31 protein-coding genes and 1 pseudogene are annotated in these 22396 nt (G+C 41.7%); 31 read left to right on the top strand and 1 reads right to left on the bottom strand.

Translation table 11 applies throughout. From position 1 onward, the window contains the following. Positions 1-80: 80 nt before the first annotated feature. The 10 genes from BTO10_RS14600 (at position 81) to BTO10_RS14555 (ending at position 7804) form a co-directional block, all read left to right on the top strand. The gene (locus BTO10_RS14600; protein WP_004739610.1) at positions 81-335 is read left to right on the top strand and encodes a DUF3297 family protein; all 255 of its coding nucleotides are present in this window, start codon (positions 81-83) and stop codon (positions 333-335) included. A 444-nt stretch (positions 336-779) separates the two neighbouring features. Next, positions 780-2150 carry a glycerol-3-phosphate transporter gene (gene glpT / locus BTO10_RS14595; protein ID WP_063523272.1) on the top strand — a complete coding sequence of 457 codons (1371 nt, stop codon included), beginning with the start codon at positions 780-782 and terminating at the stop codon, positions 2148-2150. A gap of 82 nt (positions 2151-2232) precedes the next feature. After that, positions 2233-3288, top strand: coding sequence for a glycerophosphodiester phosphodiesterase (gene glpQ, locus BTO10_RS14590; protein ID WP_105024999.1), 1056 nt, complete (start codon positions 2233-2235; stop codon positions 3286-3288). 223 nt (positions 3289-3511) lie between these two features. Next, positions 3512-3976 carry an ASCH domain-containing protein gene (locus BTO10_RS14585; RefSeq protein ID WP_105025599.1) on the top strand — a complete coding sequence of 155 codons (465 nt, stop codon included), beginning with the start codon at positions 3512-3514 and terminating at the stop codon, positions 3974-3976. Between the two features lie 97 nt (positions 3977-4073). Next, positions 4074-5018: a D-2-hydroxyacid dehydrogenase family protein gene (locus tag BTO10_RS14580; protein WP_105024998.1), complete on the top strand. Its 945-nt coding sequence runs from the start codon at positions 4074-4076 to the stop codon at positions 5016-5018. Positions 5019-5056: 38 nt separating this feature from the next. Further along, positions 5057-5557 (top strand): GNAT family N-acetyltransferase, encoded by a 501-nt coding sequence (locus tag BTO10_RS14575; RefSeq protein WP_105024997.1) that lies wholly within the window; start codon positions 5057-5059, stop codon positions 5555-5557. A gap of 42 nt (positions 5558-5599) precedes the next feature. Further along, positions 5600-6121, top strand: coding sequence for an HAD family hydrolase (locus BTO10_RS14570; protein WP_105024996.1), 522 nt, complete (start codon positions 5600-5602; stop codon positions 6119-6121). Further along, a complete protein-coding gene (locus BTO10_RS14565) occupies positions 6114-6716 on the top strand; it encodes a class I SAM-dependent methyltransferase (protein WP_105024995.1) in 603 nt (200 codons plus the stop codon). The genes BTO10_RS14570 and BTO10_RS14565 overlap by 8 nt, the downstream gene beginning before the upstream one ends. A gap of 108 nt (positions 6717-6824) precedes the next feature. After that, on the top strand, positions 6825-7205 hold the full coding sequence (locus tag BTO10_RS14560) for a SpoIIAA family protein (protein WP_105024994.1): 381 nt from the start codon (positions 6825-6827) through the stop codon (positions 7203-7205). A gap of 197 nt (positions 7206-7402) precedes the next feature. Then, on the top strand, positions 7403-7804 hold the full coding sequence (locus BTO10_RS14555; RefSeq protein ID WP_004739594.1) for an NUDIX hydrolase: 402 nt from the start codon (positions 7403-7405) through the stop codon (positions 7802-7804). 30 nt (positions 7805-7834) lie between these two features. On the opposite strand, the gene BTO10_RS14550 is transcribed toward BTO10_RS14555, so the two are convergent. Next, positions 7835-8236 carry a YkgJ family cysteine cluster protein gene (locus BTO10_RS14550; RefSeq protein ID WP_105024993.1) on the bottom strand — a complete coding sequence of 134 codons (402 nt, stop codon included), beginning with the start codon at positions 8234-8236 and terminating at the stop codon, positions 7835-7837. A gap of 142 nt (positions 8237-8378) precedes the next feature. On the opposite strand from BTO10_RS14550, the gene BTO10_RS23495 reads away from it, so the two are divergent. From BTO10_RS23495 to BTO10_RS14440, 21 genes and pseudogenes are all read left to right on the top strand, one after another. After that, positions 8379-8540, top strand: a complete 162-nt coding sequence (locus tag BTO10_RS23495; RefSeq protein ID WP_004739590.1) for a hypothetical protein — start codon at positions 8379-8381, stop codon at positions 8538-8540. A gap of 121 nt (positions 8541-8661) precedes the next feature. Continuing rightward, positions 8662-9051: a VOC family protein gene (locus BTO10_RS14545; RefSeq protein WP_258098695.1), complete on the top strand. Its 390-nt coding sequence runs from the start codon at positions 8662-8664 to the stop codon at positions 9049-9051. A gap of 88 nt (positions 9052-9139) precedes the next feature. Then, positions 9140-9748 (top strand): annotated as a pseudogene (locus tag BTO10_RS14540) (sugar O-acetyltransferase). A 218-nt stretch (positions 9749-9966) separates the two neighbouring features. Next, positions 9967-10437: an MOSC domain-containing protein gene (locus BTO10_RS14535; RefSeq protein ID WP_105024991.1), complete on the top strand. Its 471-nt coding sequence runs from the start codon at positions 9967-9969 to the stop codon at positions 10435-10437. A gap of 205 nt (positions 10438-10642) precedes the next feature. Continuing rightward, positions 10643-11557 carry an alpha/beta hydrolase gene (locus tag BTO10_RS14525; protein ID WP_105024989.1) on the top strand — a complete coding sequence of 305 codons (915 nt, stop codon included), beginning with the start codon at positions 10643-10645 and terminating at the stop codon, positions 11555-11557. A gap of 141 nt (positions 11558-11698) precedes the next feature. Next, positions 11699-12193: a GNAT family N-acetyltransferase gene (locus BTO10_RS14515; protein WP_004741073.1), complete on the top strand. Its 495-nt coding sequence runs from the start codon at positions 11699-11701 to the stop codon at positions 12191-12193. A gap of 179 nt (positions 12194-12372) precedes the next feature. Further along, positions 12373-13098, top strand: coding sequence for a class I SAM-dependent methyltransferase (locus tag BTO10_RS14510; RefSeq protein ID WP_105024988.1), 726 nt, complete (start codon positions 12373-12375; stop codon positions 13096-13098). Between the two features lie 485 nt (positions 13099-13583). Beyond that, positions 13584-14000, top strand: coding sequence for a GFA family protein (locus BTO10_RS14505; protein ID WP_008217676.1), 417 nt, complete (start codon positions 13584-13586; stop codon positions 13998-14000). A gap of 121 nt (positions 14001-14121) precedes the next feature. Beyond that, positions 14122-14535: a lipocalin-like domain-containing protein gene (locus tag BTO10_RS14500; RefSeq protein ID WP_102426578.1), complete on the top strand. Its 414-nt coding sequence runs from the start codon at positions 14122-14124 to the stop codon at positions 14533-14535. Positions 14536-14612: 77 nt separating this feature from the next. Continuing rightward, entirely contained in the window at positions 14613-15047 is a 435-nt protein-coding gene (locus BTO10_RS14495; RefSeq protein ID WP_308736830.1) for a transglutaminase-like domain-containing protein, read from the top strand. Next, positions 15037-15654: an HAD family hydrolase gene (locus BTO10_RS14490; protein ID WP_105024987.1), complete on the top strand. Its 618-nt coding sequence runs from the start codon at positions 15037-15039 to the stop codon at positions 15652-15654. The genes BTO10_RS14495 and BTO10_RS14490 overlap by 11 nt, the downstream gene beginning before the upstream one ends. A gap of 142 nt (positions 15655-15796) precedes the next feature. After that, positions 15797-16381, top strand: a complete 585-nt coding sequence (locus BTO10_RS14485; RefSeq protein ID WP_004741067.1) for a nucleotidyltransferase domain-containing protein — start codon at positions 15797-15799, stop codon at positions 16379-16381. A 50-nt stretch (positions 16382-16431) separates the two neighbouring features. After that, the gene (locus BTO10_RS14480) at positions 16432-16857 is read left to right on the top strand and encodes a GNAT family N-acetyltransferase (RefSeq protein ID WP_105024986.1); all 426 of its coding nucleotides are present in this window, start codon (positions 16432-16434) and stop codon (positions 16855-16857) included. Positions 16858-16901: 44 nt separating this feature from the next. Next, positions 16902-17669: an alpha/beta hydrolase family protein gene (locus tag BTO10_RS14475; RefSeq protein WP_063523254.1), complete on the top strand. Its 768-nt coding sequence runs from the start codon at positions 16902-16904 to the stop codon at positions 17667-17669. 293 nt (positions 17670-17962) lie between these two features. Beyond that, positions 17963-18427 carry a cupin domain-containing protein gene (locus BTO10_RS14470; RefSeq protein WP_008217680.1) on the top strand — a complete coding sequence of 155 codons (465 nt, stop codon included), beginning with the start codon at positions 17963-17965 and terminating at the stop codon, positions 18425-18427. 25 nt (positions 18428-18452) lie between these two features. Continuing rightward, positions 18453-18887: a GNAT family N-acetyltransferase gene (locus BTO10_RS14465; RefSeq protein WP_258098670.1), complete on the top strand. Its 435-nt coding sequence runs from the start codon at positions 18453-18455 to the stop codon at positions 18885-18887. A 206-nt stretch (positions 18888-19093) separates the two neighbouring features. Further along, the gene (locus BTO10_RS14460; RefSeq protein WP_308736829.1) at positions 19094-19489 is read left to right on the top strand and encodes a GFA family protein; all 396 of its coding nucleotides are present in this window, start codon (positions 19094-19096) and stop codon (positions 19487-19489) included. Between the two features lie 269 nt (positions 19490-19758). Continuing rightward, positions 19759-20157 carry a GFA family protein gene (locus BTO10_RS14455; protein ID WP_105024985.1) on the top strand — a complete coding sequence of 133 codons (399 nt, stop codon included), beginning with the start codon at positions 19759-19761 and terminating at the stop codon, positions 20155-20157. Between the two features lie 58 nt (positions 20158-20215). After that, positions 20216-20713, top strand: a complete 498-nt coding sequence (locus BTO10_RS14450) for a GNAT family N-acetyltransferase (protein WP_105024984.1) — start codon at positions 20216-20218, stop codon at positions 20711-20713. A gap of 193 nt (positions 20714-20906) precedes the next feature. Continuing rightward, positions 20907-21329 carry a VOC family protein gene (locus tag BTO10_RS14445; protein WP_105024983.1) on the top strand — a complete coding sequence of 141 codons (423 nt, stop codon included), beginning with the start codon at positions 20907-20909 and terminating at the stop codon, positions 21327-21329. A 194-nt stretch (positions 21330-21523) separates the two neighbouring features. Next, a complete protein-coding gene (locus BTO10_RS14440) occupies positions 21524-22369 on the top strand; it encodes an MBL fold metallo-hydrolase (RefSeq protein WP_105024982.1) in 846 nt (281 codons plus the stop codon). Positions 22370-22396: the final 27 nt, after the last annotated feature.

Raw genomic sequence — 22396 nt, 5'->3', positions numbered from 1 at the left:
TTACGGCAGTTGTTGAGCACAAAGCCTATATTGACTAGAATGACGCACTTTTTTTATTTACGTACATACAGGTAATGAACATGAGCGATACTAATTCAAGACCAGCTTTACCAGATCATCTTGCAGGCAACCCACGCAGCCCACACCACGTGGCTGAGTGTTTCGAATACCCAATCGGTATCCGTCTAAATGGTAAAGAGCGTACTGATGTTGAAGAATACTGCATCAGCGAAGGTTGGGTGAAGATCCCTTCTCCAAAAGCACTTGATCGTTTCGGTCAGCCAATGCTTATTACTCTTAAAGGCACTGTAGAAGCTTACTACATCGAAGAATAATAGATTGTTGTAGCTGAAATCAGCTGCGGAATACTGTTTTTAGAAGGGTCTAGAGAAATCTAGGCCCTTTTTTGTCTTTGTACCGTCCTAAATATGCTTTCTAGAAATAGAAAGTTGTCTTGTCGCCATCATAAAACGCAGTATTCAATATGCAGTCAGGACAATAATACGACGTACTGTGCTTGCTTAACGCTCGATTGCTCACCCATGGCTAGTGCTGCTCGATTTACAATTGGTTGAATAGTAAACGAATAGTCAAATATATGAAGCGTGATCTAATTAAATGAAACTAATTTGCTGTATTTAAACAAATTTATTGTTAATAGCTATATGCATCACAGAAATTATTCCTGAAGCACATACAATCCCTCCTGTTTTCGAATGAGCGTTAATTTTTTCGTTCGAGCATTTTATTCTTCCTTCGCCCAATAATATGAGGTTCCTATGTTTGGAATATTCAAACCTATGGCGCATATCGATCGTTTGTCATCAGATAAGATCGATAGCACTTACACACGATTACGATGGCAACTGTTCATCGGTATTTTTGTTGGCTACGCGGGTTACTACCTAGTCCGTAAAAACTTCAGCTTGGCAATGCCTTACTTGATTGAACAGGGTTTCAGCCGTGGTGAGCTGGGTGTGGCATTAGCAGCCGTATCTATTGCTTACGGTCTATCTAAATTCTTAATGGGTAGCGTTTCTGACCGTTCTAACCCTCGTTATTTCCTCAGTGGTGGCTTGTTAATGTCGGCACTGGTTATGTTCTGCTTTGGTTTCATGCCTTGGGCAACCGGCAGCATTACCGCAATGTTTATTCTTCTCTTCTTGAACGGTTGGTTCCAAGGTATGGGCTGGCCAGCGTGTGGACGAACCATGGTGCACTGGTGGTCACGTAAAGAGCGTGGCGAAATCGTGTCTGTATGGAACGTTGCTCACAACGTGGGTGGTGGATTGATTGGTCCAATGTTCCTATTGGGTCTGTGGGCTTTCAACGATGATTGGCGAACCGCTTTTTATGTTCCTGCATTTTTTGCCACTCTCGTTGCTATTTTCATTTGGTTCACAGTAAGAGATACCCCTCAATCTTGTGGTCTACCGCCAATTGAAGAGCACAAAAACGACTACCCAGATGACTACGACAAATCTCACGAAACTGAGATGACAGCGAAAGAGATCTTCTTTAAGTACGTATTCAACAACAAACTGCTGTGGTCTATCGCGATTGCAAACGCGTTCGTTTACCTAATTCGTTATGGCGTACTGGACTGGGCTCCTGTTTACCTAAAAGAAGCGAAAGACTTCTCTGTAGATAAATCTTCTTGGGCTTACTTCCTGTATGAGTGGGCAGGTATCCCTGGCACGCTGTTGTGTGGTTGGATCTCAGATAAACTATTCAAGGGCCGCCGTGCTCCAGCAGGTATCTTGTTCATGGTATTGGTGACTATTGCGGTCCTAGTTTACTGGTTTAACCCGGCAGGTAACCCAACCATTGATATGATGGCACTGATTGCGATTGGTTTCCTAATCTACGGTCCGGTAATGCTAATTGGCCTGTACGCACTTGAACTTGCACCTAAGAAAGCTGCAGGTACAGCCGCAGGTCTAACAGGTCTATTCGGTTACTTAGGTGGCGCAGTTGCAGCAAACGCGGTGCTAGGCTTCATGGTTGACCATTACGGATGGGATGGTGGTTTCACTATCTTGGTTGGTGCTTGTGTTGCTTCAATCATCTGTCTGCTGTACGCGTTTGTCGGTGAGCGTAAGCACCATAAAGAGAAAAGCCTTGAGCAAGAGAAAGAGGCAATAGCTTAATTATTCTTTAACTCAACAGCATCATACCAATAATTAAACGAGGCAGGGATAACCTGCCTCTATTTTATCAAGGAATAGAACAATGAAAACAACGTCCCTGTCCCTGACTCTGCTGGCTCTAAGTTTATCGGCTAACGCATTTGCCGATCCTTTGGTGATTGCTCACCGAGGCGCATCGGGTTACTTACCTGAGCACACTCTGCCTGCTAAGGCTCTTGCGTATGCAATGAAACCGGACTACATCGAACAAGATGTTGTGATGACCAAAGACGACCAGCTCGTCGTACTTCACGATCATTATTTAGATCGCGTTACCGATGTTGCTGAGCGCTTTCCTGACCGTGCGCGTGAAGATGGGCGCTACTACGCGATAGACTTTACGCTCGCTGAGATCAAATCATTAAGAGTGACAGAAGGCTTTAAGCTTGATGAGCAAGGGAACAAGGTCGCAGGTTACCCAACACGCTTCCCAATGTGGCAGTCTGATTTCCGAGTACCAACGTTTGCAGAAGAAATCGAAATGATCCAAGGCTTGAATAAGACCCTTGGTTATGACGTTGGTATCTACCCAGAAATCAAAGCACCTTGGTTCCACCGTCATGAAGGGAAAGACATTTCTAAAGCGGTACTGGCTACCTTGCATCAATATGGTTACTTATCTAAAGATGATAAAGTCTACTTGCAGTGTTTCGATGCGAACGAACTAAAACGTATAAACGACGAACTCATGCCTGCGATGGAAATGGACCTCAAGCTGGTTCAGCTAATGGCTTATACGGACTGGAATGAAACCATGACTTACAAAGGCGACGTAGCGACGCCTTATAGTTATGATTGGATGTTCGAGAAAGGCGGCATGGAAAAAGTGGCGACTTATGCTGACGGTATTGGTCCTTGGAAACCTATGCTGGTGGACGATGCATCAACCAAAGGCAACATCATCATTAAGCCATTGATGAAATCAGCGAAAGACGCAGGCTTAGATGTTCACCCATATACATTCCGCGCTGATCCAGGCCGAATTCCAGGTTATGTCGATAACTTCGATGGTATGTTGGACGTGTTTTATAACCAAGTGAAAGTCGACGGTGTGTTTACCGACTTCCCAGATAAAGCGGTAGACTTCTTAAACCGTTAATTGGTTAATTCACAATAAAATACAAAGAGTTAAAAGCACTGCCTGAAGGTGTTTTTAGCTCTTTTTTTGATCTAAGAGTCCTGCATTAAATCTACTCTCTGAGCACACTTTCATCGTTACTTGGTTTACACCGTTTACACTCCTTGATAGGTTACGCGCAATGCAGTCAGTTGCTCAATATATAGTGATTCTGGCTGAAATAAATATTGAAAATGGGCCCATCATGGAAGAAAGAAGCAAAGCTTATCTAGATAGCTATCTCAATTCACTGCCGGTTGAGGTTGCCAAACAATACACCTCATTCAGTGCCGACTATTACTGTGCGGATGAGTACAACGCCAATCTATGCGCGCAGCTGATACTGAAAGGTGAAAAAGAAGCCTCGTGCAGCATGGAATATTGGTACAGCCATGAAGGCGAAACCATGCCCGTTGTTGGACATTTACAGGTGGTCACTGATTGGAACGGTGAACCTGTCTGTATTGTTGAACTTACCTCGGTGTCATTGTGCCCATATAACCAGGTGACGGCTGAGTTTGCTGCCGCTGAAGGCGAGGGTGATAAAACGTTGGCTTGGTGGCGAGAAGCGCACTGGAACTTTTTCTCGAGTGAGTGTGAAGAGTTAAAGATTACGCCAAGTGAAGACATGATGCTGGTGCTTGAGCGTTTCAAAGTCGTCCATCAATAATTGGTTTGATTTATACAGTGTGTCACAGGTTAAATGAATCTTAACCCATGGCACTTAACGCTCAAAAATAGTAAAGCAATAGAACAAGGAGTGTGTAGTGAAAATTGCGATATTGGATGATTATCAAAATGCAGTAAAAAGCCTCGAGTGTTACCGAAAGTTGGAAGATCATGACGTGACCGTATTTACCGAGACCTATCCAGAAAATGAACTAGTGTTGAAGCTGTACGACTTTGAGGTGCTTGTGCTCATACGCGAGCGTACCGAAATCACGGAGTCGCTGCTATCTAAACTGCCAAACCTAAAAGTGATCAGCCAAACCGGAAAAGTCAGTAATCACATAGATCCACAGCTGTGTGAACGTTTCGGTGTGAAAGTGCTAGAAGGGCGAGGTTCACCTGTCGCGCCCTCTGAGCTCTGTTGGGGATTGATTATGGCGGCATCTCGTCACATTCCTACTTACGCTTCAAGGCTTAAACAGAACCAATGGCAAAGTTCAGGCGCACTCGGTTTAGGTAGAACGCTAAGGGGGTTAAAGCTTGGCATTTGGGGCTATGGAAAAATCGGGCGCTGCATCGCGCAATATGCTAAAGCGTTCGGGATGGATGTTATGGTGTGGGGTAGCCAAAATTCGCGAGAACAAGCACAAGCCGATGGATTCGAGGCGGCAGCAACCAAGCAGGCATTTTTCGAAAGTGTGGACGTACTCTCATTGCACCTTCGCTTAAACAGTGTCACTAAAGGCTGTGTTACTGCCAATGACCTTAATGTAATGAAACCTGACTCGCTATTCGTGAATATCAGCCGTGCGGAGTTAGTCGAGCCCAATGCGTTATTTGATGAACTCACTAAAGTACCAAGTAAACGAGCAGCAATTGATGTGTTTGATACTGAGCCCGCGACACCTGATAACGAGCCGCTGCTGTCTCTACCAAACGTTACTGCAACGCCGCATTTGGGCTACGTTGAACAAAATAGTTACGAACTCTACTTTGATATCGCTTTTGATAACATTCTGTCCTATCAAAAAGGTGGCATATAGAGCTAGAATCTGCCCATACAAAAAAAGGTAGAGAAAGTATGAACTTAACAGTCAGACAAGTCGTAGTAAGCGATGCTCAAGGCATAATTGACGTATTGAATCCAATTATCACTGAAGCTCGTTACACTATCTTGGATAAGACGTTTTCGGTCGAAGAAGAAAAGGCATTTATTGAGTCATTTCCAGAGCGAGGTGTATTCAGTGTCGCTGTTAATCAAGCGACTGGTGACCTGCTTGGTTTTCAAAACGTAGAGCCGTTTGCCTCATATACTAAAGCCTTCGACCATGTAGGTATTATTGGGACTTATGTTGACGCAAACAGCCGTGGGCAAGGTGTCGCAAAGCATTTATTTGAACATACATTCGAAATCGCAAAAGCCAAAGGCTACGAAAAGCTTTTTGCTTATGTTCTAGCCGATAACGAGCGCGCATTGGCGGTGTACCGCAAACAAGGCTTTGAGATTGTCGGAATTGCAAAGAAACACGCCAAGATTGGTGAGCAGTACTTTGATGAGATTCTTATCGAGAAATTCTTATAAGTACCGCAACACATTCGTAACATCATCGATGCAGGAGGCATGATGAACAGAGGTACAAAATCAAAGGTTGCAACCAAGCTGACCAAAACCGTCTTATTTGATTGGGGCAACACCTTAATGACCGACTTCCCAGACGCACAAGGGAAAATGTGTGACTGGGAAACCGTAAAAGAAGTGAGTGGAGCACAATCTTTACTAGCTGAATTGTCCAAGCATCACAACATCTACATCGCTACAAATGCAGCCGACTCAAGCAAAACTGACATCATCCGCGCGTTTGAGCGAGTTGGCCTGTCGCAATACATTGATGGTTACTTCTGTAAGGCGAGTATTGGATTATCTAAATACGAACCGGGCTTCTATCCTGCGATCATCTCGCAACTCGGGATAAAGCCACAAGAGATCACCATGATTGGCGATACCCTAGAGAAAGATATCTACCCTGCGCTTGAGGCAGGCCTGCAGGCTGTTTGGCTCAACACTGAAGGGGCCATCGCAGATACAAACTTACCTATCGTTGAGGTTCAAAACCTGACCGAACTGCTGGAGTTATGCAATGGATGATCATTCAGAGATTTGGCGTCAGTATTATCAAAAAGCTTTAGATAAGCCTCATTTAAAAAGAACAGAATTCGCTATGAAGCTGAACGAGTCAGGCTTAAATGTCGCGATTGATTGCGGTTGTGGTACAGGAAGTGACATTTCGTTTTTAGAGCAGCAAGGCCACCAAGTTTATGGTTTCGACGTTAATCCTGACTCAATATCGATATGTCGAGACAGGTTCGGCCAAAAAGCTTTGGTCGAGATATCTCAAAGCGCATTTGAAGATTATGATTATCCCAAAGCCGGGCTAGTGATTGCTAACTCCAGTCTATTTTTTGCAGAACCGAATCAGTTCGATCAGACGTGGCAACGAATCATCGATAGCATTGAAATCGGTGGTGTATTTGCGGGAGATTTCATGGGGGTAGACGATAGTTGGGCTTATGGTTACCGAACCTCTACGACGCCTCTCACAAAGACAAAAGTACAGAGTCTATTTGATGCGTTCGAAGTTATCCGTTTTCACGAGCGAGACGAACAAGCGCTTACATCATTAGGCAAGATGAAGCATTGGCATACTTACTCTGTTGTAGCGATTAAGCGACGTTCAACCTAGTAACGTTAAGCTAAATCTTTCTGTGCGTTCATTTTGAAAGCAACTTCTCATTTGTTGTCTAATTAATACTCTAAGCTAAGCCTATATTTCTAATAGAGGGGCTAGGTTATGAGTATCGAACGTCATGGAATATCGTTTGGAATTGAGCGTGTTAGCGGCGAAACCATCATCGTGTTCAAAGCGAAAGGGAAATTAACGCACGACGACTATCAAGCGATGATACCCATCTTAAAAACCACCATAAAAGAGATCGATTCGTCCACACTGAAGATGCTTGTTGATATCTCCACGTTAACGGGCTGGGAACTGCGCGCCGCGTGGGATGATTTCAAACTCGGGCTAGAACTCAACTCCAAGATAGACAAGATCGCTATTTACGGTGATCAAAGCTGGCAAGAACTGGCAGCAAAAGTGGGAAGCTGGTTTGTGTCTGGTGACATCAAGTCATTCGAAGATCACGACTCTGCCATAGAGTGGCTTGTTGATTAGATTCATCACATCTTATTTCAAGTGACAGCTGGTGGTAAGTGTTTACCTTTAACGAACCACCAGCTGTCATTCATCGACTCCCAACGCCATTTTTTATGTAATTCAATAGAATATGCTGACTGCTGTAGGTAACATACCGCCCATGCGATATCGTCGCTTTAATTAGAATAAGAAGCACAATAACAAGGTCTAAGAACATGAATAAGGTAATTGATAAGCTCGCTTGGGTATTCATTCAAGATGGCAAGCTGTTGATGGTGAGATCAAAAGGTAAAGAACGGTTTTACTTACCGGGTGGAAAACGCGAAGCGGGTGAAAGTGATGAGCAAGCATTGCTTCGTGAAATCAAAGAAGAGATTTCAGTCGATTTAGTGCCTGATTCACTCAAATACGTTGAGACGTTTACTGGCCAAGCTGATGGCAAAGCGGAAGGTATTTCAGTGCAATTGACTTGTTACGTTGCAGACTACACGGGCGAACTATCACCAGACGCTGAGATCGAAGAACTTAAGTTTGTCGATGGCAATGACAGAGAGGTATGTTCATCGGTGGCACTGGTTGCGCTAGATTGGTTAGAAGAGAATCAGTACTTGTCGTAACGACGAGGTCAGCTCCCCCAAAGATCACAATTATGAAAAGCTTGAAGGGCGACTTCCTTTCATTAAAAGGTCGAGCTTTCTTTGAGCTTTTTTCGTATCTTGCAGATCCACCACTTCAATCATCTCACACTCATCCCTGACCATCTCATTGATTAGGCTAGGGTAGTGTCGGCAATCCTCTGGGCGGTCTAAGTAAATACTGCAGGTGTATTTGGCTTGAGCGTTCGTGTTTTTATTCGGGACGACCTCTAGAAACGGACAACGAGTTAAACGTTCGCCTGATTGAGGATCAAACCAAATTTCACCATCGCGAACATATTCAAAGATGTCTGGGTTGAATAGTTCCCACAAATCTACCTCTTCTTGAGTCGCGGCGAGGTCGCCATCCCCATATTTGATGCAGCATTTTCCGCATTGATTACAATCTTTCATTCTTGGTTTCTTCGTTGGCTGACTCTTTTAATGTTACCACTGATACGCGTGGCACGTTGATTTTGTTGTTCAAAGTGTAAAAATGGCGCGATAAACAGTGATACAATTTGGTTTTATAAGTGATTAATACCAAAGGCTTCAAATGAGAACGATCTACACCACTGAAGGCGACATCAACGCAAAGAAACAGAAGGACGCTTACCCAAAGCTGGCACTATGTGAAAGTTGCGTGCGTGATTACGTGGTAATTGAACAAGGCGAACGTACTTACCAGCCTTGCGCAAAATGCGGTACTGACGATTAACTCATTTTCAAACGCTGCACTGCTCAATGGGGTGGTTACTGCGTGACAATGTCACCTAATATTTATCTCATTGTAGATCTCTACCCACATCACTAAGGAATAGCTCGTAATGGAGAAGGAAATGTCCAACGTAGAAAACCTGAAAGTCACTGAGATCAAATCGTTTGTGCCCGCAAAGGATTTCGACCTATCTAAGCGGTTTTACCAAGCTCTGGGGTTTGAACTCATGTCTGAGTTCCATGATATCGCTTATTTTCGTCACGGTGATTATGCATTCCTTTTACAAGATTTTTACGAACCTGCGCACTGTCACAATTACATGATGCACTTGCTCGTAGAAGACGTAAAAAGTTGGTATCAGCACGTAAAAAACTCTAATGTAATGGCGGAATTTGAAGTAACCGTTACCGAGGTTGTTGAGCAGCCTTGGGGAATGCTTGAGTTTTGTATCACAGACCCAAGTGGCGTGTTATGGCGCGTTGCCGAGAACATAGTGCCGCGTAGCTCGTAACTTGTTTTCAGGCCAGTGAAACGCTTCAAATTATCCATATGTCGCTTTATGTATGCCGTTCTTCGGTAATTATCAAATAGGTTCAAACATGGATATAAAGGCCAAAATGCACAACCAAGACGTTTATTACTGTGATGACGTCGATCTGGTCGCCGAGCAAACGCAATGTTTAGAAGTGCTGTACGATTTCAACCACACTCGCCCGAGTGAAGGTAAAAAACGCCAATAAATTATGAAGCAACTGTTCGCAGAAGTCGGCGAGGGTTGTTACATAGAACCGCCACTACACGCTAACTGGGGCCGCCACACTCACTTAGGTAACAACGTATACGTAAACTTCAACCTAACGCTTGTTGACGACACTGATGTATTCATCGGTGATAACGTGATGATTGCACCTAACGTCACCATTGCGACAGGCACACATCCCATCAGCCCACAACTCAGGCTCAAAGCCGCGCAGTTCAATGTTCCTGTGCGTATCTGTAACAATGTATGGCTTGGCGCACACACGGTCGTGTTACCGGGCGTTACCATAGGTGAAAACTCGGTAATTGGCGCTGGCAGCATAGTCACTAAAGACATTCCAGCCAATGTGGTTGCCGTTGGTAACCCTTGCAAAGTAGTACGAGAAATCAACGAACGCGACCGAGAGTACTATCACAAAGACCGCCGTATTCCAGAAGAGCTGAAGTAAGCAGTATTGACCAGATTCTTTATGTTGGGAGTTTGCTCATCCTAGACAGAAAAATTCCGTATTTTCTCTAACGCCGACTCTAGTTGTGATATAAGTCGTTGTTATATAATGACTAGGTTGTATATGAGATGTGAACGGTAGAAACTAGACAGAATTATTCTGCATTTAAATACAGAATTTTCCTGTCTAATATAGCTGTTAGCCCTCAGGAGGAATAGATGATAAATGTAGTATCAGTTAGTAAAAATGCGGAGCATACTTTTTCTAAATCCGTCGAGGAATCAATACTATTGATAGAAGGGGAGGGGGTTGAAGGAGATGCTCACAGAGGTAAAACTGTAAAGCATCGTTCGAGAGTAAAAGTCGATCCAACACAATCGAATCTAAGACAAGTACACCTGCTTCATAGTGAGTTGTTTCAGGATCTTGCTGCTAAGGGATTTGATGTTGGTCCCGCTTGTCTTGGTGAAAATATTACTACTTCAGGTATTGATTTGCTCGCTTTACCAAAAGACTGTGTTCTAAAATTTTCTGGTGGTGCTGAGATATTGGGAAGGGATCATTCGGGTAAGGTGGTTCGTAAAGCCGGAATAATGGGTGTAGTAAAGGTTGGAGGCTGGGTATCATCAGGAGACAGCATTGAAGTTGAGTTACCTCCGAAACCATTTGAACCCCTCCAAAGAGTTTAAGGGCTAACAAACTGTTTAAGAGTGATTCGCAACGCGTGGCATTTTTACTATGCGTTGCGTTTGGTGTTTAAGGTGGTATGCGGGAGACCATCTCATCACCTAACAGGGAGTTATATCTAATTTACATCACACATTACTACTGTATGGATGTACATGCCTTGTGTTGGTATACTATTCACCGGTTTTTTAGTTATAGAGTTATAAAATGACCAAGTACTTAGAAGCTGGCATCAGAGAGCTAGTCGAAGAATTTGAATCTAATGGCAAACCTTGCCCTTCAGCACAAACAATCGCTGATCGCCGGGCAGGCTATATTGGTAGCGCTGTACTAGCTGGTGAAAGTCCTAAAATTGAAAGCGAATACTTAGATGTAATTAATAGTATTCCGGTTAAGATTTACAAGCCTACAGATGAAGTGAACTTACCTATAACGGTCTATTTTCATGGAGGCTGTTTCATCAGTGGTGGCTTTGGTACACATGATGCTCAGCTAAGACAAATTGCTCTTCTATCCAACTCGATAGTTATTTGCATTCAATACAGGCTTGCACCTGAACATGCTTATCCAGCAGCACACGATGATGTATACCAAGCTGTACTCGGTATTAAGGAGCAAGCGCACAAGTATGGGGGGGATTCAGAGCAATTAGTATTTGTTGGCGATAGCGCCGGAGGGCAATTAGCTTTGGCTACGACGCTTAGATTGAAAAAGCTAGAGCAGTGGTTACCTCGTCAGCAAATTCTTATTTATCCAATGCTGGATCCAACAGGCAATTCGAAAAGTTATAGAGAAAATGGTTCAGATTATATTATAACGGCAAATATGCTTCTTTCTGGTTTCGAGTTATACGCGAATTGTAGCTCTAAAGAAATTGTTGAGCCAGAGCTCAACCTTTTAAACAGAGACTTCAGCGGTTTGCCCATCACAACTATTATTACCGCGGAGTTTGACCCGCTACGTGATGAGGGGGAGCACTTATACAAGTTGATGCTTTCACAAGGCGTAGAGGCTTACTGCGAACGTTATTTGGGTGTGATTCATGGTTTCTTTCAGTTGTCCGGCGTTTGTAATTCGGCAAAACGCTGTATTAGTGCAATTTCAAACCAAATAAAAAATTAGATTGAACAAGCTGTTTAAGAGTGACTCACAACGCTTGGCTTTTTTGCTGTGCGTTGAGTTTAGTGTTTAAGGTGGTAAGGGGCGGCTTCGGTGTTGCGTTGCTTCCCCCTTAACTTCGCGTTATATCTATGGAGGCATTAAGTGATTAAAACGGAGCGTTTAGAGCTCAGAAAATTTACGCAGCAAGACCGTAGTGAAGTTATAAAATTACTTGGTAATTCTGATTTTATGGCGTTTTCTCCAACTGGCGCAATGACACATGAGCAAGCAGATACGCGTTTTGAAGAGCTTGTTAGTGCATTTCAATATAAAGGTATTGGAAAGTTTTGTGTTGTGGAACGCAGGACTGGCGAGCTAGTTGGTTATTGTGGGGTAGAATCATTTAACCATAAAGGCGAAAGTGTAGTTGAACTTGGATATCGGCTTAAGGTTTCAGCTCGGGGTAAAGGGTATGCATTCGAAGCAAGTTCTGCCGTTCTTTCTTTTGCTAATCAAATTGGTTATACGAAAATTCTTGCTATAACTGAACCTGAAAACATGCCTTCGCAGCACATACTTCTTAAACTTGGGTTCAAGGCGTGTGGTGACGGTTCCTATCAAAATATGCCAGTTCAGTACTTCGAAAAATGCATATAACAAACATTTAAGAGCGATTCGGCACGCTTGGCATTTTTGGTTCTGGTTGAGTTCAGTGTTTACGGTAGTCAAATTAAGTGTCGTTGTTGAATGCTTCACATCTTAATTTGGCGTTATGTGCTTCTGATATCAATCATTCTGTCAAGTGTTTAAATTAGAAAATAGCATGGAAGGTAATCATGGAATATAACAGCCCCATTAGCCCAAGTTGTATAGATAACTTACTAGATGAGCTATGGCTAAATGACGACTCTTTAGTCTTAGATGTTGGTTGTGGTAATGGCGAGTTAATTAAAAGAGTTATAGAAAAATTTAATTGTCGGGCGGTAGTCATTGATAACGATGAATTGGAAATCGCTAAAGCAAAGGAAAATCTGGAATCGTATTTGGACCAAATTACCTTTCATACATCTGCATTCAAAGATGTTGAGTTGCCTAGGGGCGCATTTGATGCGTGTTTTAGCTTAGGCTCTACTCATGCTTTTGGCGATGTTGGTGAAGCTTTAGACAATGCATTATCTGACATGAAATCTCTTATAGTTTCCAATGGCGTAATTGTACTTGGGGATGCGTATTGGCGAAAAGAGCCAGATGAGGAATACTTACTCGCAACAGGTATTGATCCTTTAGAATTAAGGTCAAACTTAAAAAATATAGAAGCAGGCAATCAGTTAGGCCTCGAATGCGTTTATGTTGTTCACTCCTCCTATCAAGATTGGGACACATTTGAAAGTTCGTTTTGGTTGGCATCCGAACGAGAGTTGTTACTAGATCCTGCGAATATTGAGTTGTTGGACAAAGTCAAAACGATACGACACTGGAAAGATGCGTACTTAAAGTGGGGACGTGAAACAATGGGTTTTGCACTATACCTGTTTATTAACTCTACACACCGACCCACTTAACAAGTGTTTAAGAGTGATTTACAACGCGTGGCATTTTTACATTGCGTATCATGCGGAGGTTAATAAGGTATTACGTTTCTCAAACCTTAACGGTGCTTTAGTACGGGGTTGACATCAATGGTCATGAGTTTTGGTGTTGCTGACTAAGTGCGAGGAACGAATCCTTTTCTAACTTAAAATCAGTAAAAGTAGGGGAGTTCAGTTCGTTTTCCTCTGGCTAACTTTCGCCTCTTAATAGAGTTTAAGTTTTGTAGCTACCCGCCTCACTTCATTATTAAAAAGCTTTTGTATAATTCAATTTTCAATATCTTGTGGCATATAAATAGAAGTCGTGCATGTACTAACAAATGACCCAAGATTGATTTGTAACACATGGCATTCTCTATGCGTTGGTTTCAGTATGTAAAGTGGTATACAGGGGCTTTCTATTACGTTACTGCCCTTAGCAGGGCGTTATATGTTTTCACCAATTTAGGAGTAATTTAATGTCTTACGTAGAGACTAACTGTCTATGTGGCGCTGTAAAAATCAAAGCAAAAAGCATCAACCCTAACTTTACAGTTTGTCATTGTCAGTCGTGTCGAACTTGGGGAGGTGCACCATTTTTCGCAGTTAAATGTGGAACTCAAGTCAAAATTGAGGGGCAAAACAAAGTAAAAATGTACAAGTCATCCTCTTGGGCCTCTCGTGGTTTCTGTCTGGAGTGCGGCACTCATTTGTTTTACAAGTTCAAAGAAACAGGTGAATACAATATGCCTGTAGGTCTGTTCCCAAACTTAGAAGGTTTGAAAATGGACATGCAATACTTTAGCGACATGCGTCCAAGCTATTACTGCTTTGCCAACGAGACTAATGAGATGACTACAGAAGAAATCATGGCTTACTTTGCGGATAAGGTGTAACTAAACATATAACAAACATTTACAAGTGGTTCGTAACGTATGCAACTCTTATAGCACTGAGTCTCTTGTATTGTTTAGAACTTCATTGAGGTTAGGTTCCCAGGAAATTAAGGAAGCATAAGTGAAACTATCAAAGGAAATTCTGGTTGGTGTTTGGTCTTTAGATGAGTTCATCATCCATAGAGAATCAGGTGAAATGTTTAATTGGCCGGGGAAACAAAACGGTACTCTAATTTATACAGACAATGGGTTTGTTAGCGTCGCACAGAATAGAGATCCACTAACTAATCCTACAGACGAAGATAAAAAGAGAGAATCAAACTTTTATACAGCTACTTATGAATTAGATTTAGAGAACAATCGTGTGTTTCACTTTGGGCTTCAGTCTAGCGTGAAATCTGTTATAGGTGAACGTATGGAGCGTGAAGTTAAGCTACTAAAAGATGGTCGATTATGGTTATCTGGTAAAGGGCTAAAAGAGCGAGTCACACTCGTATGGTCAAAAGTTGATACCACGCAAACTGTTCAAGGGTGATTCGTAACGCTTGCTACTTTTGCTCTGAATCGGATTACGTTCAATTTGAGGTGTTTCTGTAAACCTCGTTTCAACCTATGCAGACTCGGAATGCTAAAGATTTAGTCTCTTTAGCAATGTTGAAATCAGGTGAGCCTTCACACGTTTTCAAGAAACCAAACCATAGAGTGATCAGTATTTGTAGAGACTTTTCACTATTAATTTGCGCAGTATTGAGAGCAAAAGGAATACCAGCGAGACTAAGGAGTGGCTTTGCGACTTATTTAGCTCAAAACCATTTTGAAGATCACTGGGTATGTGAGTATTGGAACAAAGAAAAAGGGTGGATAGCCGTCGATACTCAGTTAGACGATATTCATCGCCAAGTCTTGAACTTTGAATTTGATCCGTGCGATGTACCGTCATCAATCTTTATCCTAGCTGGGCGGGCTTGGAAGCTATGTCGTCAAAACGCTGAGTCTGATGAAAATTTTGGTTTTCGAGATTTCAAAGGAGTAAATAGTGAGTTCTGAAAGGATAAAAAATATTGTTTTCGACATCGGCAATGTCGTCGTTCGTTGGTCACCTGAAGAGATTATTCGTCTTACTTTTGGAGATTGCGCATCAGCAGAAGAGAAAGCGAAGTCTGTATTTCAGTCTGATATTTGGTTAAATCTAAACAAAGGGCTGTTATCTGAAAATGATGCAAAAACCCAATACCGTGATGTGCTAGGTTTCACTGAATTAGAATGTGAACGTCTATTTTACTACGTTAAGCAAACCCAAATCTTGATCTATGGCTCCGTAGAGCTTATTAGACGTTGTAAATCTGCAGGTTATAGAGTTTTTGCATTGACTGATAACGTCCATGAAATTGTTTCTCATTTAAAAGCAACATATACATTTTGGGACTTATTTGAAGGCGCTATTGTTTCCGCTGAGGTTGGTCTACTTAAACCTCAAGTTGAAATATACAAATCATTGCTCTATCAGTATGGCTTAGAGGCATCAGAAACCGTTTTCATTGATGATATGCCATATAATGTGGCTAGCGCAGAGTCAGTTGGTATGAACGCAATTCTCTTTAAAAACACTTATCAATGTGCACGAGCTTTGAAAGCACTGGGTGTCCAACATTGACAATATAATTGTCACTAGAACGCAAAGCCTGATTCATGGTTCTCGGCATTTGTTGTTCGAATTGGTTGAAATATCTATCCTCAAGATCAGGTTTGACGGCTTTGTTTAATGAAAATATTTTTTTACTAAAATGGAGGTAACTTTGAGAACAGAAAAGCTAGATTTAGAGCACCTTCCCCTTCAAAGTGAACTAATTCGCTCTGTTTGCTCAGCCTTTATGGTAGAAAGTGACGTAGTAGCGGCTGTGCTATTAGGCTCATTAGCAGCAGGGAAAGGTGACCGAGTTTCGGATGCTGATATTCTTATTTTTACGAAGAACAATTTCCATAAATCTGCCAATAAGTGCTTCTCAGTTTTTGAACACGACAAGGAAATATTTTACCTACTTGACGGCTTTCACAGTGGTAATGCTTACTTTAAAAAGTATATCTTCAATGATTTAACGAGTACCGAAGTTCACTGCTTAGATTTGAGTGAACCGTTCAGTATTTCAAAGCCATTCAAAGTTCTATTCGATAAAACAGGCATCATCGAACAAAGGGTAACCAGTGAACCCGCTCCAAAGCATGAGGATTCTCCTGCCTATACGAATGGTGATAAAGGCCTTACTTGGGAACTTTTTAATTGCATTAAGTGGATGAGTCGAGGGAACCATGAGTTGGCTAAGAACCATTTAAAGAAGCTTGTCGATAAACTTGAACCGACTGCATTAAAAAAAGAACGATAGTTTATTCTTTGTGAGAGCATTATTTTTTCAACCAAATTAAGGACAAATCATTGGATATCATTTTTACTCACTTGCCGAGCCCTCAAGATATCGATCAGATTTACCAAGGGCTAGGTGATTTCAATCGAAGATTTATACCAGAAATCACAGATGAGTCTTTTGCTATCTTTGTTCGCGATAAATCAGGAGAAATTCTCGGAGGTTTAACTGGTTTTATCTATATGACTTCAGTTCAAATTAGATTTTTGTGGTTAACAGAAAAGGAAAGAAGTCAGGGGTATGGAGCTGCACTAATACGAAAGATAGAGATGTATTGTAAAGAGCGAGAAATACGTAATATTACAGTTGACACTTATACGTTCCAAGCCCCCGACTTTTATGAGTCTCATGGTTTTAAGGAGGTAGGTCGTTATAAGGATTATTTGAAAGAAGGAGTAGACAAAATCTTTTATCAAAAAACATTAATAGACGACTAACAAATGGAAGCGTAAGTGACTTATAACTAAGGGTAAGAGGAATCATGGAAGGTGTTTTTGTCGAAAAAGTTGATTTAGGTGAGATTGTACATTTGCTTTATAGCAATAAAGAGTTGCTGAAAAGCCCTTTAGTCATCATCTGTCATGGTTGGAACAATGATAAGTATGAAGGTTCTAATTTGGCGTTAAACCTAGCTCTCCAGGGTTATTCAGTCATCTGTTTTGATTCAGATAGCCACGGTGAGAGGAATGATGGCAATGCTCAGAGCATGGATAGCCACGCGCGTTTTATTAAAAGGGTGACACAGGTTATCAAGCAGAACGCAAACGACATTGATACACTTATTAAGCATTATCAAGAAGATATTCGGATTGACCCATCAAGGATAGCTCTTGTCGGCATTTCAATGGGGGCACTGTCTACATTCTATTCGCTGACTCAAAATAACCAGATTAAAGTTGCGGTGCCTATTCTTGGTTCTCCTGATTTCGTTGGTTTGGAGAAGTTCGCATTAAAAGCAGATTCGGACAATAAGACTTTCAACGAAGACGAAAAGTTAGCAATTAGGTATATGAAAGAGATCGATCCATGTTTGTATCTTCTTGAAAATGAAAGTCGCCCAATGCTAATTATAAATGGCGAGAGAGATGATTGGGTTCCAGCCAAGTTCGCGAAAGACTTTTTTGAAAAGGTTAAGAGTAAATACGATAAAAATAATACTGAAATTGCGTTCAATTTGGCTGACGAATCACATTATTTTTCGAATGATATGCGTGATCATACGATATGTTGGTTGAATAAACATCTGTAAACTACCACTTATATCTGGAACGAAAAACAGCTAACAACTGTCCCCATCCTGATTCATAAGGCTTGGTGATTCTGTGTCCGGTGAAGGGTTCAGTTTGGAATATTTCAAGACAATGTGTTTTTAAAAATCGGCAAAGTACAAGAAATCTAATGTAAAGAGTGATTTATCGATTCAATATGCAAGCTTGAGGGATTCAGATTAAAAGCATTTTAACAGTTCGCTAAGTCTTGAGGCTAGAGAAGCTTATCAATCTTCGCTGTCGAGCTTTGCATCACATCCCACTGAGGAAAAATATGACGAAAGTAAAAGATACTGCAAGCTTAATAGGTGACACTTTTAACCCGTTTCCAGAGCCATACAAATCAATTCTGGGGGACTCTGAATGTAAGGGACTGGGAGACCTATTTGGCTTAACTCAGTTTGGAGTGAACCTAGAGATACTTGAACCCAATGCGCAATCAGCTTTAAGACATTGGCACACAAAATCCGACGAGTTCCTATATTTGCTTGAAGGTGAGCTGTGCTTAATCATGGATGGCGGTGAGCAAGTTATGAAGCGAGGAATGTGCGTTGGTTTTCCCGGTGGTGTCGAGAATGGGCATCATTTAGTAAACCGAAGTGACAAACAAGCAAAGTTTATTGTAATAGGTAGCCGTGTAGCAGGCGATAAAGCTCATTATCCGGACGACGATTTTAAGTGGGTAGAAGCAAGTTCTGGTAATTGGGTGGCATGCAGAAAGGACGGCACGCGCTATTAGCATATTAGTAGATAGGAAGGGAATTTTGACACTCACAAGAGAATTCGAATGCTTAGATCTTACATTTAGGCCAGTGGTCGTTGATGACGCCCTTTACTTGTTCAAATCTGTAGGTTCAGATTTGTTCCCTAAGTCGCTTCCTTTAGCAGACATTAAAACGCTCAAACAAGCACGAGAGTGGTGCTTAGAACGTGCTTTAGAGTGGGAAGAGGGTAAGTGCTATGTTTGGAGTTGTCGGCATTTAAACGATTCGCAAGTTATTGGTCAGGTCACGTTACTCCCTTTGGAAAATTGTTTTGCGTTAGCTTATTGGATTAGTCCCAAATGTTGGGGTAAAGGCATTGCTACGCAAATGTGCAAAGCATTATTATCACAAGTTCAGAGTTCCGGCTATCAAGGCGAAATTTGGGCTGGTGTTCACTCTTGGAATCACAAAAGCGCTTCGGTGTTGAAGAAGTAGGGCTTTCAAGAGATTACCTCTAGTAACGCAAATACTGTGGAGTACCGTTTAGCAATGGCTGAATATCAAGTTTAAGAGTTGCTGCCATTTAACCTGTGGTAGTGAGTCTTTTGGATAATCATCATTAGATATTGCTTGCCTGTGCCGATCAAACGTATTTTTATAGGTATTAACAAGGAGTATTTGAGTGAAAGGTAATTGTTTATGTGGAGTTGTCAGGCGTGTTACCCCTTATTTATCAATGCCACTGTTCATTGTGTCGCCAAGTCTCGGGGTCTTCATCAAATTCAGCTTTAATTATAAAAGAGTCGCAATTCAAATGGTGTACCGGCGAGCATCAAATTAAGTCATTTTCTACTCATTCGGGTTTTAAATCGGAGTTCTGTTCTCAGTGCGGTAGCCCTGTACCCAACATGAGTTCTAGCGGCGAATCTTATTGGGTTCCAGCTGGTTTGCTAACTGAAGCGGTAGATACAAAAGTTGCTGCCCATGTTTATGTTGGTTCTCACGCTAATTGGGATGTAGGTTTTGTTAACGACGGGATCCCTCAGTTTGAAACAATGCCAAGTGAACAAGATTGGTTAGCGCTAAGCGGGAAATAACTTCGTTAAGTGGGCTTTCTTTTTCTGCCCCCAAAAGTCGCCTGAACTCAACCATAGTACCAATAACGTCGTCCATATTATCGTTTCTATTGCTCATTGATGCGCATCGCTACTCAGTTCCGTATCTATCTTTATGATTGGTGTTTTTGATATTTAATCAGTGGCTTATAGTCGATTAGTCACTTGTGAGTTAGCTTCATGCTTTCGTCGATGTTATGAATACGAAAGTGATTGGGTGACTCGGTTAAATGCAAGTAATGAGGTATTAAATGGTTTTAGGAAGTTGTCTCTGTAATGCTGTACAGTTTAAAGTCACTGGTGACTTTAAGCGTATCGTCAATTGTCACTGTAATTTATGTCGAAAAATGAATGGAGCTGCATTTTCAACTTACGTTGCAATACTGCAGACAGACTTTGAGCTGGTTACTGGTGATTTATCCTTTTGTGATGTGACGGAGAATGCGCGAAAACACTTTTGCGGTGAATGTGGCACACCGATATTCAATTCAAATCCAAAATACGCAGGGTTAAATATTCTACATCTCGGCTGCCTAGACTCAGATTTGTTAGGTGAGCTAAAACCTGATGTAAATATCTACGATGAGTCGAAAATCAGTTGGTTAGAAAGCATTTCAGGTTTGCCCACTTTCGACAAGGCAATAGGTTGACGTCAAAGTCCATTCATTAGCGTAGTTGATCTTATTCATGTCATAGGGAGGCCCTTAAATGGACGTACAATTAATTAAGATTAAAGAACAAGAACGGAAAGTGCTTGAAAACCTGTTCTCTTATTACATATACGACATGACCGAGTATATGAAGTGGAGCCCTAATAATGAGGGCAAATTCAGCTACGACACTTCCCAGTTTGACGTTTACTGGGAGCGAGAAGATCATATTTCCTATTTCATCTATGTGGATGCCGAGCTCGCAGGGTTTGTATTGGTTCGCCGTTATCCTAGTGATTTATCGATCTATGATATTGAACAGTTTTTCGTACTCAGAAAATTTAAAGGGCAAGGTGTTGGCAAGGAAGCCTTAGCACAGGTCGTTTCTGTATTTACAGGCAAATGGCAAATTCGAGTGCTTTTAGAAAACTCTGCGGCTCTATATTTCTGGAAGTCCGCTGTTTCTCGCATTGTTGGGGACAAATTTCGAGTGACGAAAGCCAATGATGTCGATCTTTTGATGTTCTTCATACACTTTGAAAGCAACGGTTATTGATTAGCGAAAAGTAGTTTCCAAGTTTCGTTGACATGGCTTCAAGTGAGTTAAGAGTTGATAAGACAGTAGTAGTAATTCTCACTCAGTCGCTTAGCATCGTATTACTGAGTAAGTTTGCTTGACCTCAAGTTAAGTTGAAGTAACAGAATGTTTTCGATTGTTATTCGTATCACTAACTAGAGGACTATTTAGTATGACTCAGATTGAGCATTTAAACATTACTGTTCCAGATATTGATGAAACCCTGATGTTTCTTAGTATTGTCGCCCCTGACTTTAAAGTACGTAAAGATGTTGGGCTCCCTGGCCGCCATCGTTGGGTTCATGTTGGAAATGAGCAAAGCTATTTCGCTCTTCAAGAGCCTCACTTAGACTCGCTCGCGCCAAGGGCTATTCAAGAAACGTATAAGAACCATGGGGTCAACCATATTGGTTTAGTTGTACAAAATCTCAAAACAATAGAAACTAAACTTGTCGAACAAGGCTATCGTCGAGGTATATATGCTCCAAAAGAAACGCATCGAAAGCGAGCATACTTTTACGATAAAGCGGGGTTTGAGTGGGAGCTCACAGAGTTTTTATCTGACATACATGATGAAATGTACTTATACGAGTGATCGTAGAAATATGTGTGACCAGAAATACAAAAATTTACATTCGATGGCTATTACGCAATGGCTTTGTCATAACTGGTTTTCTTGCCTATGTAGTACTCAAGGCTGCAACGGGGGCCAAGGCCACAAAGAAATTAGCACCAAAGTTTGCATTGATGTTTGCGCTCTGAAGAGTGGAAAAATATATAAGAGAAATGATGAAAATAACGACGTTAGTTGATAACAATCGCTTAGACAGTAGGCCTGATTTAGCGGTTGAACGCGGGTTGTCACTGCATATCAAAACTGAGTCGCTAAGCATGTTATTCGATATGGGAGGTGGCGGTACTTTTTGTCAAAATGCGCCTTTACTCGACGTAGAGATCAAAGACGTAGACCTAGCCGTTATATCACATAGACACCACGACCATTGTAATGGCGCCATCGATTTTGTTCGCCATAATTCTAATGCCAATGTGTTTTTGAAACACAGTGATGAGCGAAGCTACTACTTCCGTGCTTATGGTTTTAAAAATAATGTCGGTATTAATCCGGATTTACTGAAAAATAGTAGTGGTCGGTTGAAATTCGTGAATAAGACGACCGAGATTGCGCGTAACGTATTTATCATTACTGATATCAGCGATAAATACGAAAAGCCAAAAGGGAATCAGTACCTTTACACAAAATCTCAGGACAAATGGAAGCAGGACTCATTCGAACATGAGCTTTTGTTAGTAATCAAAGAGGAAGACGGCATCGTCATTTTTACTGGCTGTGCGCATAGTGGTGTCCTAAATATGGTCGATACCGCGCTTACTCATTTTCCAGAAGAACGAATTAAAGCCGTTGTCGGGGGCTTTCATTTAGTGGGGTTACCCTTATTTGATAGCATTGGTGGGACTAAGCAAAACATTAAAGACCTTGGACTTGCGTTATCAGAGTATCCAATTGATAAGCTCTACACGGGGCATTGCACCGGAAAAAAAGCATATAAGTTGTTAAAAGAAGTATTGGGAGAACGCCTGGAGGCGATTCCAACAGGTAGCTGTATAAGTGTGTAGTTACTCTCGAGCTGGTGCAAACAAATG

The sequence above is a fragment of the Vibrio chagasii genome (assembly GCF_002954585.1).
In the GTDB taxonomy this organism is placed as follows: domain Bacteria; phylum Pseudomonadota; class Gammaproteobacteria; order Enterobacterales; family Vibrionaceae; genus Vibrio; species Vibrio chagasii_A.
Note: the sequence above shows the minus strand (reverse complement) of the source record. Positions and strands in the feature narration are given on the sequence as shown.